This is a genomic window from Rubripirellula tenax, assembly GCF_007860125.1.
In the GTDB taxonomy this organism is placed as follows: domain Bacteria; phylum Planctomycetota; class Planctomycetia; order Pirellulales; family Pirellulaceae; genus Rubripirellula; species Rubripirellula tenax.
The window spans coordinates 1,513,155-1,524,178 of the sequence record NZ_SJPW01000001.1 but is presented as its reverse complement, the minus strand read 5'-3'; the positions used below and the strand labels follow the sequence as shown (position 1 = coordinate 1,524,178).

Sequence of the window (11,024 nt, the reverse complement as noted above, 5' to 3'; positions counted from 1 at the left end):
GGTTGTTTCCGAGCTATTACTCGAACCAACAGATGGCCGATAACCATGGCGTGCACACGGAGCGGGGCTTGCGGCCGGATTTGACATGGACAACTTTACTCTCCCCGCCCGGTGACGCCGGACGTTACCCGACTGACATCCTACTCCTCAACTGAAATGCAACGTTGAATCTCTGGGTCACCTACCTTCGTTTGATCGGAAGCTCGCTATTGCTGCTAACTGCGGTCGCGACTTACCGCGACTTGGTTGACGACCAAGCCGAATCGCTCGCTTACTACGCTTCTCGATTGACGCTTATGCCATTGCTTGGAATCGGACTGTACGTTCGCAATCGTTGGATCGTGCGTCTTGTGTACGGCTTGGCAATCCCGACGGCAATGATTCTTTGGATTGGTGCCGCATTCTTTGGTCCGCCGATTGCGATTTCCCAATTCATCGCGCTTTCTGGACTTTTGTTCGGACTGGGCGTGCTCGTATTGGTCCCACGTGATACGCTGACTGGCTATTCGCCATTCGCTCAGGGCGATTCCACCGTTCGCCCGAGCGAGACCGGAAATCCGTACCAGCCTTCTGCTACGCTACTTGAATCCACTACAGACACAGTCCAAGACGGCGGGTAACCATCCCGTGCACCGGAGCCGGGCTTGCGAGGTTTCACGAATGGACAATCAACTTTCCCGGCCCGGTGACGGGTGACGTTATCCCAACTAATGCGCGGAGGTGCCGACTGGTCGTGCTTCGTTGCGGTTCGATCGGCAACGCTCGACTGCCGGCGATGCCGACTGACTTTTCCTCAAACGGTTGCGTCGAAATCACCGCCGAACGTGACGTACCGCATCGCCGGAAAATCTCTTGGTCGCGCTGATCGATTTTTTCCGGCGATGCGGAACGTCACGTTCTCCCAGTTGCTGCCAACGTTTCCCCGTTCCCGAAGCTTGTACCTCGTTTGGCATTGGAACGGCTTACTCCGCTGCAGCCTGCCGAAACGCGGACTCTCTCGCCAATGGCTCTATTTGTCTTTTCCCACCGGGCCTCGCCATTGGCGAGAGAGTCCGCGTTTCGGCTCCCTTCGTTCGCCGTGCCCGATCCGCTGACGGTCGGCAACGCTCGAAACTTGCTGACCGACGCAACGCCCGCTATGCTGTGCAACGGTGGTCACAACTGCCCAACGCTGATTTAATGCTCGATTCAATGCAATGGGATAACCACGGCATGCACCGGAGTGGCGGTGGTGCGGTTTTCTCGAATTCACGACGTTCGCCGCCACCCGGTGATGCCAACCGTTATCCGACTGGGTGCGCGGTCGTCGCGCTTCAACGACGAACGCTCGGTATCCAGGCGCTGACGATTAATCGCCGACCCGTAGGCCGTCTTGGCCGTGTCCTGTTTCGCAACGTCGAACACACTGCAACGAATTACTCGGTTCGCAGTGCTTCCAAATCATTCATGCTCGAACTCTGCTTCAACGCTTTTTCGTCTGCTTGCACGCCCGGTCGCGACGTACCGAATGGCCGGCGATCCTTCTTTGGCCGCGCTGGTTCATTGATCGCCGGCCATTCGGAACGTCGCGACCTCCAAGACGCTGCTCGGTGCGCGGTCGCTTGCGGCTTCTTCCCTGTTGGATACCTTTTCACCGCTGCCACCTTCCGGAAACGAACGGAACGTCGCCATCATCATCTTTGCCCACTTCTTTGCGGCAAGATGATGGCGACGTACCGTTCGTTTCCTCGCCCCTTCGGTTGCGATTTGGGTACCCGAACTTGCTCGGTCGCCCAGTTCCCGGCTATACTCGTGCTAACGCTCCCACCTGCAACCCCTTGGCCGCGGGCCACGGCGGATAACCAAGACATGCACCGGAGTGGCGGTGGTTGCATTTTTCGTCTGCTTGCGAGCGTTTCGCCGCCACCCGGTGATGTCAACCGTTATCGGACTGACCCCTCAGATGTTCCGCGTATTTGCTTGCACAAACGATTGCTGCAACGCCCGATTGGAAAGTTGTCGTTCGGCAGTTGCGTTAGCTAATTTGCGATTCAAACGTATTGATCCTTCGTTTGCGATTTCCACCCTCCAAGCCCCTCGCGATCCTAAACGTGTTCGCTGTTGTCGTTCGCTGATCCAACGACAACGTTTTCGATCCTTCGTTCACCGTCAACAAGCACCGTCGGACGATAACGCCCGTTTACTTGCCGACCCGATCAACGCCCAATTGCTTGCCGCCCGAACCAATGCCCGTTAAGCTGTGGCGACGTGGTTACCACTGCCCAACACTCGGTCAACGCCCGTCCATCAATGCCGATAACCAACACATGCACCGGAGTGGCGGTGGTCACGTTTCTTTGGAATCACGTCTATCGCCGCCACCCGGTGATGTGAAACGTTCGCCGACAGATTATTTCGCATACCGCAATCAAATGTGGCCGATCTTTGCTCGTAGAATACGCTCTCGCGTTGGCAATTCTCTACTTACTCTGCGGTGGACGTTTTCTTCTTGCGGATCGCGAACGCCAGCGAGAAATTGCAAAAGCTGAAACCGACACAGAATTTCTACTGCGGTGCTTCCTTGCGGGGGTTGTGGCGACCGTCTTGTCATCCGCATGCTCACTGTTTGGATTTGCGCACCACGGCACGGTGCTGATTGCTTTGCCGGCAATTGCGCTGCTTTCGGGATTCTTTACACTCGGTTTTTCGGTTCTTGCACTCATTCGGCGTCCGACATGGATTGCTGCTGGTACACTATTCGGGTCTCTACTTCCACTTGCATGGGGAATCGCACTAGCGACTCGTCTCATCGACTGAGATCACAAAAGCGGCGAACCATCGGTTGCAACGGAGGCCGCGAGTTGACGTTTTTGAAGTGGTGAGTCGTTCGCGCGGCCCCGCTGAACCGTACCGTTATCGGACTGACGTCTCAGGTGTTTGACGCTTGCACTAGCGATTACTGCAACGCTCGAGTGTAAATTTTTCGTTCTGCATTTGCGTTAGCGAATTTGCGATCCAAACGCCTTAATCCTCCGTTCGCGACTGCTACACCCCGCGCCGCTCGCAGTCCTTGATCGTGTTTGCTGTTGTCGTTTGCTGATCCAACGACAACGTTTTCGATCCTTCGCTTACCGTTAACAAGCGCCGTCGAAAGACAATGCCCGTTTACTTGCCGACCCGATCAACGCCCAATTGCTTGCCGCGTGAACCAACGCTCGCTAAACTGTGGCGGCGTGGCAACGACTGCCCGATGCTCGACCAACGCCCGTTCATAAATGCCGATAACCAACACATGCACCGGAGTGGCGGTGGTCACGTTTTCTCGAAATCACGTCAATCGCCGCCACCCGGTGATGTGAGACGTTATCCGACTGGGCCGCGGACACTTGCTGCCCGCCTCGCGCCCTGCGGGGCACAACCTACGCATGGATTCCATGCCGATCGCTCAACGCCATCGCTACGGCTTCACTCGGATGACGATTGACTCACTGCAAACGATGCCTGAACCAACGTTGACGGTTACTCGATCAATTCATACTCGAGTTGGCGGGGCAACGCTTTTCTGTTTGCTTGCACGCCCGGCGACGACGTACCGTATCGGCGACGATCTCCGTTGGACACGCATCTTTATTGATCGTCGCCGATACGGAACGTCGTCGCCTCCAAGGTGGTTTCGACCGCAACCGCGTAACCAACGCCTGATGTCACGGGCGTTCGCATTGGAACGTTTTTCGCCGCTTCAACCCATTGCGGGAACGTCAAATTTGCCGACGACGATTGATCTTGTCCCTTCCGGGCCATCATCGTCGGCAAATTTGACGTACCCGCAACCGCTTCGTTACACTGGCGTTTCCGCAGTCCGCCTCGCAGGTGTTGATACGCATCGTATCCCATCCCGACGGATCTCCAGGAACACCACCCACTTCCCACCCGTGAGCGGGGCAAATTGCGTTAAGATGGGAAGCTTGCGGCAGCGGGCGAATGTTCCTCCACTGCCACCCCGAAGCGCAGCGTTGTAAGTCTGATAACCATGGGATGCACCGGAGTGGGGCTTGCGGCCGTTTCCTGATGGTTACCTTTTTCGTCCCCACCCGGTGATCCCGGACGTTATCCGGCTAGAATTCTCTATGGCCAAATCGCTTCGAATTGCACTCTTCACCTTATCGACCATTTGGGTACTCATCTCGTTCGCGAATCTTCAGCTCATGCCAACCATGGGCTACTTCAATGGAGGGCTCTATCAATTTACTACTCAGAACTCTCGTGGTTGGCCTCGCAATGACGCTCTTACGCAACGAATACACTCCGTCCAAGCTGACACCTCGGTGTTTGGCGCGTTAAAATACGACCGAACCGTAACCAATAAATGGCGATATGACAGCCTTGCCTTCAACGTCACTTTGTCCATCCTGTTCTTGACCGCGACTATTTACTGCTTTGCCATTATCTCATTTGATTGCTCACATATTCAATTTAGCATCTCGACATTGCTGATATGTGTTGGTGCCGTTGCGATCACTTTAACGGTGCTTACCAATGAACGAGAACTCCACAGATTTGTATTCCAAAACTACGACTCGCAATTACCGGACTTCTCTGTTCGTTCACTGGCAATGCTTGGGTGGAATGATCGGCTCATTGTCGTTTCTGGCCTATTCTTCACAGCCTTCCTTGGCGTGATGTATACTGCAAGAATGTTCTCAAAACTATTCGGAGCGATTTCACCTAGGCCAACTTGAGTCCAGTGGCAATCGCCGGATAACAAAACGATGCACGCGAAGCCGGACTTGCGCGTGCTTTTTGAAGCATAGATTTATCGTTCCGGCTCGGTGATCGTAACCGTTATCTGAACGTGTCGCTCCAGGCGTTTTCTCCCGAACGCGAACGTTGTCATAACGGTCGTCAACCGTCGTCGCCGCTCAGATCGTTTTATACGCTTCCACTGGCCGAACATTGGCTTGCTTCCAATGGCGTCGTCGTTCTATATTCGAGATCGCGCCCGTTCGCAGTAAGGTGACTTCGGCTCTATCTCGGTTGGCCGCGGATTTGCCCAGTGTGGGGTTCGGCCTGATGCGGGGAAAGTCCGCCTCGACGACATTAGCTATTCGGGAAGAGCCGTTTTGAACTTCTGGTCCGGCGTCGGGGTCTCCGATTTGCACTCTCAACGCTGCATCTCTAGAATGTCGGTTGATCCGAAGCTCTTCGGCCTCCCGGTTCCCAGCAATCAGATAACCAAGCCATGCACCGGAGTGGCGGTCGTTTGTTTTCTCGAAGTCACGTCGTCCCCCGCCACCCGGTGATGGCAAACGTTCTGACATTCAAAAGTTGCGCGGTCAATTGATGCGCTCGAAGATGCGCGGTCGATTGGTGCGCTCAAATTTGCGCGGTCGGACTGATGCGCTCGGAGATGCGCGCTTGATTCGTGCGATCGAAGGCGCGCGGACAATTGATGCGCTCGATGTTGCGCGGTCGATTATTTGGTGGTATGCTGATTGGCAATGTGACTGGTTCGGCGTGGCTGAGTCGGTAACCGCCGCAAGAGCCAGAACCACGACATGCACGGGAGGACGGCTTGCGGCGCTTACACAAATGGACAATCGTTCGTCCGTCCCCCGTGATGTCAACCGTTATCGGACTGACTCCGCAGATGTTCCGCGTATTCGCTTGCACAAACGATTGCTGCAACGCTTGGTCATCGGTGCGTCGTTCGGCATTTGCGTTAGCGACTCGCCGATTCGGACGTCTTGATCCTCCGTTGGCGATTGCCACAACCCACGCCGCTCNCAGTCCTCGATGGTGCTCGATGTTGTCGTTTGCTTTTCCATCGACCCCGTTTTCCAGTNTTCGTTCAACGTCTGCAAACGCCGTCGGACGACAATGCCCGTTTACTTGCCGNCCCGGTCAACGCCAAATTGCTTGCCGCCCGAACCAATGCCCGTTAAGCTGTGGCAGCGTTGTTGCCACTTCCCGATGTTCGATCAACGCCCGTCCATAAATGCCGATAACCATGCCATGCACCGGAGTGGCGGTGGTCACGTTTTTTTGAGATCGCGTCAACCGCCGCCACCCGGTGATGGCCACCGTTATCCGACAAAGACACCACCACCATCCTCTAACAGTGAGACAAACGAAATGGACGAAGCAAAGAATCGAAATGATGATGACGCAGTACTGTTTGAAGGGATCCGCGGCGGCGTGCGAGTTTCTGTAGTAACCGCTGCATTGTTTGCGCTGATTGCTGTTGTTCTCTTTACAGTCTACTTCCGAACATTGACTGATGAAATGAAACTTCCGGCTCTCGTCTGGTTTGTCATAGCGATGTTAGTTCCGGGATTCGCAACTGCTTCGCATCGGCTTGCGATGCGCTGCTACCGACGTTGCACTGCTTCCTTTGGCACTGCCGAGAGTTCGTAATCAACGGCAAGTACAACCGTACTCGTAACGCCCTCGTGAATCATGGCCCGTATTCGGATAACCATCCCGTGCACCGGAGCCGGGCTTGCGTGGTTTCACGAATGGGCAATCAAACTTCCCGGCCCGGTGACGGGTAGCGTTCCCCGATTGAAATGAACCGTCCGACCTTTCACGCCGATCCACACTTCGCGAATGCTGCGGTTGGCATCCTATGAACGCATCATCGCAATACTGGTTTATGCTGGCAGCGTTTGTTTCACTCGCCGTTGCCGCAACGGTCGCACTACGAAGGTACCGTTCGACCGCGTCGATTCTCTACGCTTGTTCTGCATGGCTTGCTTTGCTTTTTGGCTCAGGTCTGTTGATCGAGCCAATGATCGCGAATGAGACCTTTGTTGCTCCGGATGGCTCGGTGACGATACACTACAACATGACGTTGCATGTAATCATGTCCTGGGGGCTGACTTTCACGGCACTGCTGTGTGTTGTTGCGTCGGTTGTTTATGTGATCACTCCATTCCCTAAGCCTATCGCATCACTCCACCAACCCTCCGTCACAGATGGCGGGGAACAATGACATGCACGGGAGCACGGCTTGCGGCGTTTTTCGCAATGGATAGTCAACTTTCCGTGCCCCGTGATGTCCAACGTTCGCCGACTTGCATGGCCTTACGTGATGGCTTCAAACGCTTTGACGTGCAGAAGATTGAAACGCGACCTGTTGTTGCTGGCCGTGATGGCAATCTTTGCATTTGGCGTCGTGCTTTTCGCAGACAATGAGTCGAGATGGGTTTTCGCGACCACCGTGATCGCATGTTGCCTAGTCAACCCAACGATTCGCTTCACGTTGTTACACCGCGGTGTAATACGTCCTGCGTCCCGGCAAACGCCAAAGAAGATTCAATTCGCGGAGGCATTGTTGATTTTGGCACACATGTTCCGCGTAATGTTCGTTGGCCTCGCACCGTTCGCGATCGCAAGCGTCGCAATCGAAATGACAACGGACGGTAGCCACGGGGCCGCGCATGTAATTACAACCATACTTTCGGGTATTGCCCTGTGGGCAGCGACCATCGCCGTGACCTGCTATATGGTAAGATCATCGCAACGAGACCTAGAGCGGCTTTACCTCGGAAATCCGCCAGCGACGTAACCCGACCGAGGAGCGGCGAACCAACCCGTGCACCGAAGGACGGCTTGCGTGTTTGCTCGAATGGAATCTCAACCGTCCGTCCTCGGTGACGGGCACCGTTATCCGACTGGGCGCGTGCGGTCCTGAGTCCGTCGCTTGCTCATCCGTAACTCTGGTAAGCGATCTTTTTCCGAATGCAAACACCGAGAACGAATTGAATAACCCATACGATCCACCGAAGGAACCGACCACTAAGCCCTCGTCAATGTCGATGTACGCAACCGATGCTGGAATCGCTCTCATATGCATCATAGTTTCACTTGTCTCCTGGCTCGGGGCGATTGCCATTGCATTTTTCTACGTTCTCAACCGCGGGCGTATCCGTGACCGCAAGCAATACAAAGACGCCGTCACGAAATGCCCGAATTGCTCCCGAGAAATAGGTCTCGCTACAACTATATGCCCTAGATGCAATCACAGGACCGCAGGTGCCCACGGCTCTAAGCCGTCGTGATAGCTGCCTATTTTCGCTCCATTCCAGCGGATAACCAACGGTTGCAACGGAGTGGCGGTGGTCGGCGTTTTCGTTTGCTTGCAAGTCTCCACCCGCCACCCGCTGAACCGAACCGTTATTTGGCTCACGATGAAAATGTGCGACTCGACAACATGGCTCGATGCGATGCGTGAGACGGTTGCGTCCTACCGACGTATGATCGACGCCACCATCGCACAGTTGACCGATGCCGAACTCCACTCGCGTCCAACGGAGGACTCTAACTCGGTCGCGATAATCCTGCGCCACCTTGGAGGCAACCTTCAAAGCCGATGGACAGACTTCCTGACTACCGACGGAGAAAAGCCTGACCGAAATCGTGACGCCGAGTTTCTTGATTGGGATGGAGACCGGCAATCGCTGATGGAGCACTTCGATCGCGGATGGTCAGCGCTTGTCAACGCGATCGAATCAATTGACGCTGAGAACGTCGGTCAGACCATACTCATCAGGGGTGAATCGCATACAATCGCGTTAGCACTCACTCGTTCCGTAACTCATTTGACATATCACGTCGGCCAAATTGTGATGATCGCACGCATGGTCCACGATGGCGAGTGGCGCTGGCTAACAATCGCGCCAGGATTGTCTGGCGATCACAATAACCGAACTTGGGGCACCAAGGCCAGCCGCAGCGTTTTCACCGACGAAGAGAACACCAAATAACCAGGTGTTGCACCAAAGCCGCGGAGCCGGGCGGTTTGGCAATTGAGAATCGTTCGCCGCGGCTTGGTGAACACAAACGTTCCCCGACCGGAGGTCACCGATACGAGACGCTGAACTGGAAGCTCAATCCGCTAATCCGAATGAAACGCCAGCGGATGCTGACACAGACGCCGCTCCACGCATGAAACCTTCTAGCTTGCGTCTACACTTTTCACGCCAACCTCGATTGCATTGGGCGACATGCATATTCGTCTGCGTGGCACACATCGTTGGGTGCTACACCGCAGCAACATGCCGTGGCTATCCTGCGCCACCGTGGTGGACGATCCCCGCGATGTACGTAGCCCCATTCCTTTGCGGGTTGCCGGCACTGTTCGACAACGACCGATCCCTACGTCATCGGGGCGTTATTCTGACGGCGATTGCGATGGGTATCACACACGCGGTCGCTTGGTGCAATTTGGCTTCCGCAAGGCCTCATCCCGGTTTTCACATTGGATTTTTCGGATTGCTCGTTTCGATTCTTCCGTGGCTGCCGTTTGCGTTTGTTACAATTCCAACAATGGCGTTTTGCCTGTTGTTCATTGAACGTGTACTCGGAGACTGTTGGGGACTGCTTCGGCGGTTTCCTGACGAATCTCTGGTTTCCACAACTAAGATTGCGGGGAACCATGCCGTGCACCGGAGCGGCGACAGCGCGTTTCCTGATGGTTAGTTTTTCTCTCGCCGCCCGGTGACGGCGGACGTTATCGGACTGACTCCGCAGATGCTCCGCTTATTTGCTTGCACAAACGATTACTGCAACGCCCGATTGGAAAGTTGTCGTTCGGCATTTGCGTTAGCGAATCTGCGATTCAAACGTATTGATCCTCCGTTTGCGCTTTCCTCCCTCCAAGCCGCTCGCAATTCTTGAACGTGTTCGCTGTCTTCGTTTGCTGATCCAACGACAACGTTTTCGATCCTTCGTTCACCGTCAACAAGCACCGTCGGACGATAATGCCCGTTTACTTGCCGACCCGGTCAACGCCAAATTGCTTGCCGCCCGAACCAATGCCCGTTAAGCTGTGGCGACGTGGTTGCCACTGCCCGGCACTCGATCAACGCCCGTCCATAAATGCCGATAACCATGCCATGCACCGGAGTGGCGGTGGTTACGTGTTTTTGAAATCACGTCAACCGCCGCCACCCGGTGATGGCCACCGTTACCCGACTGAGCAAAGATTGAAGATTTCGTTCCCGCAAATTGCTGCTCTAACATTTTGCGGCGTCGCTTTAGTCGCCTGTCTATTAATTCGCCACGACATGAGCCCAAAACCGTCGTTGACTTCACATGGTTCGATCGTTTCTTCTATTCCTTCGCCATCCGCAGAGTTCATTGTTTCCAAGAATAATCTCGGCAATGTCGCGAAGGGCGATGTGATTCATGAATTCGTGACCGTTACAAACACTGGAACGACACCACTGCGGTTGCAAGCTCACTGTGGCGGCTGCCGATCACCCCAACTACGCAAGTATCGAGATGTCGTTCCGCCCGGACAAACAGAATTGTTGGCGATACAGATTCGTAGCGCCGAGCCCGGCACTCACAAGGCGAACGTTGAAGTGTTCACTGATGATCCAGAAAACGCGACCCTAGCTATTGACTACACCTATACCGTCGTTGAAAACGGCGGGTAACCAAGCCGTGCACCGAAGGACGGCTTGCGCGGTTTTACGAATGGAAAATCAACCGTCCGTCCTCGGTGACGGCCAACGTTCGCCGACTGAAGTGCTTTCTCCACTCATAGCTTCGGCCTGGAACAGCCAATGGTTCGTAAACATCCCGAGAAGCAAACCGAATCCGTTGATGACACCGCGTATCGCTGGATCGGTTCGTTTTGCGGCGCAATTCTGGGCGTGTGCGTTGCGGCGTTGCTCCTGTACGTCGCTGGCTTCGACTCGACGCTCGTGGTTATCGTCTTCGTCACCTGCGGACTTGCTGCGGGCGCTATCGCTGGGTACCGAATGCCTGCGATGTCCGATGCTATACTTTGGATCGCCTCACTGTTCACTTAGCCGACCGGATAAAGGCGGCGAACCATCGGTTGCAACGGAGGCCGCGAATTGACGTTTTTGAGGTGGAGAATCGCTCGCGCGGCCCCGCTGAACCGTACCGTTATCGGACTGACCGCTCAGGTGTTTGGCTTGTTCGCTCGCACTAGCGATTGCAGCAACGCTCGATTGCAAGTTTGTCGTTCGGCTTTTGCGTTAGCGACTCAGCGCTTCGACCGTCTTGATCCA

At 55.0% G+C, this 11,024-nt stretch carries 11 protein-coding genes; 8 read left to right on the top strand and 3 right to left on the bottom strand.

Annotated features, from left to right (window positions below; all coding sequences use genetic code 11):
• Positions 1–164 precede the first annotated feature (164 nt).
• Positions 165–620: a hypothetical protein gene (locus Poly51_RS05645; RefSeq protein WP_146455015.1), complete on the top strand. Its 456-nt coding sequence runs from the start codon at positions 165–167 to the stop codon at positions 618–620.
• Between the two features lie 919 nt (positions 621–1,539).
• Here the strand turns inward: Poly51_RS05645 and Poly51_RS30300 are convergent.
• Positions 1,540–1,677, bottom strand: coding sequence for a hypothetical protein (locus tag Poly51_RS30300; protein WP_186775358.1), 138 nt, complete (start codon positions 1,675–1,677; stop codon positions 1,540–1,542).
• A gap of 771 nt (positions 1,678–2,448) precedes the next feature.
• On the opposite strand from Poly51_RS30300, the gene Poly51_RS05640 reads away from it, so the two are divergent.
• Positions 2,449–2,796, top strand: coding sequence for a hypothetical protein (locus Poly51_RS05640; protein WP_146455013.1), 348 nt, complete (start codon positions 2,449–2,451; stop codon positions 2,794–2,796).
• A 364-nt stretch (positions 2,797–3,160) separates the two neighbouring features.
• Here the strand turns inward: Poly51_RS05640 and Poly51_RS31555 are convergent, their stop codons facing one another.
• Both Poly51_RS31555 and Poly51_RS05635 read right to left on the bottom strand, forming a co-directional pair.
• Complete coding sequence (locus Poly51_RS31555; RefSeq protein ID WP_261343575.1) at positions 3,161–3,295, bottom strand: hypothetical protein; 135 nt, start codon at positions 3,293–3,295, stop codon at positions 3,161–3,163.
• Positions 3,296–3,606: 311 nt separating this feature from the next.
• Positions 3,607–3,873, bottom strand: coding sequence for a hypothetical protein (locus Poly51_RS05635; RefSeq protein WP_146455011.1), 267 nt, complete (start codon positions 3,871–3,873; stop codon positions 3,607–3,609).
• Between the two features lie 233 nt (positions 3,874–4,106).
• Here Poly51_RS05635 and Poly51_RS05630 point away from each other — a divergent pair, with 233 nt between their 5' ends.
• The 6 genes from Poly51_RS05630 (at position 4,107) to Poly51_RS05605 (ending at position 10,799) form a co-directional block, all read left to right on the top strand.
• Positions 4,107–4,718: a hypothetical protein gene (locus tag Poly51_RS05630; RefSeq protein WP_146455009.1), complete on the top strand. Its 612-nt coding sequence runs from the start codon at positions 4,107–4,109 to the stop codon at positions 4,716–4,718.
• A gap of 1,393 nt (positions 4,719–6,111) precedes the next feature.
• A complete protein-coding gene (locus Poly51_RS05625) occupies positions 6,112–6,393 on the top strand; it encodes a hypothetical protein (protein ID WP_146455007.1) in 282 nt (93 codons plus the stop codon).
• 211 nt (positions 6,394–6,604) lie between these two features.
• On the top strand, positions 6,605–6,970 hold the full coding sequence (locus Poly51_RS05620) for a hypothetical protein (protein WP_146455006.1): 366 nt from the start codon (positions 6,605–6,607) through the stop codon (positions 6,968–6,970).
• Positions 6,971–8,168: 1,198 nt separating this feature from the next.
• Positions 8,169–8,744, top strand: a complete 576-nt coding sequence (locus tag Poly51_RS05615) for a DinB family protein (RefSeq protein WP_146455004.1) — start codon at positions 8,169–8,171, stop codon at positions 8,742–8,744.
• A gap of 1,302 nt (positions 8,745–10,046) precedes the next feature.
• Complete coding sequence (locus Poly51_RS30295; protein WP_186775357.1) at positions 10,047–10,421, top strand: Ig-like domain-containing protein; 375 nt, start codon at positions 10,047–10,049, stop codon at positions 10,419–10,421.
• A gap of 129 nt (positions 10,422–10,550) precedes the next feature.
• Entirely contained in the window at positions 10,551–10,799 is a 249-nt protein-coding gene (locus Poly51_RS05605; protein WP_146455000.1) for a hypothetical protein, read from the top strand.
• The last annotated feature ends 225 nt before the right edge of the window (positions 10,800–11,024 follow it).

What these genes read in the sequence shown, in the direction of transcription:
- Poly51_RS05615 (WP_146455004.1), top strand. Translation starts at nt 8,169, where the DNA reads ATGAAAATGTGCGACTCGACAACATGGCTCGATGCGATGCGTGAGACG.
- Poly51_RS05620 (WP_146455006.1), top strand. Translation starts at nt 6,605, where the DNA reads ATGAACGCATCATCGCAATACTGGTTTATGCTGGCAGCGTTTGTTTCA.
- Poly51_RS05605 (WP_146455000.1), top strand. Translation starts at nt 10,551, where the DNA reads ATGGTTCGTAAACATCCCGAGAAGCAAACCGAATCCGTTGATGACACC.
- Poly51_RS05630 (WP_146455009.1), top strand. Translation starts at nt 4,107, where the DNA reads ATGGCCAAATCGCTTCGAATTGCACTCTTCACCTTATCGACCATTTGG.
- Poly51_RS30300 (WP_186775358.1), bottom strand. Translation starts at nt 1,677, where the DNA reads ATGATGATGGCGACGTTCCGTTCGTTTCCGGAAGGTGGCAGCGGTGAA.
- Poly51_RS30295 (WP_186775357.1), top strand. Translation starts at nt 10,047, where the DNA reads ATGAGCCCAAAACCGTCGTTGACTTCACATGGTTCGATCGTTTCTTCT.
- Poly51_RS05625 (WP_146455007.1), top strand. Translation starts at nt 6,112, where the DNA reads ATGGACGAAGCAAAGAATCGAAATGATGATGACGCAGTACTGTTTGAA.
- Poly51_RS05635 (WP_146455011.1), bottom strand. Translation starts at nt 3,873, where the DNA reads ATGGGATACGATGCGTATCAACACCTGCGAGGCGGACTGCGGAAACGC.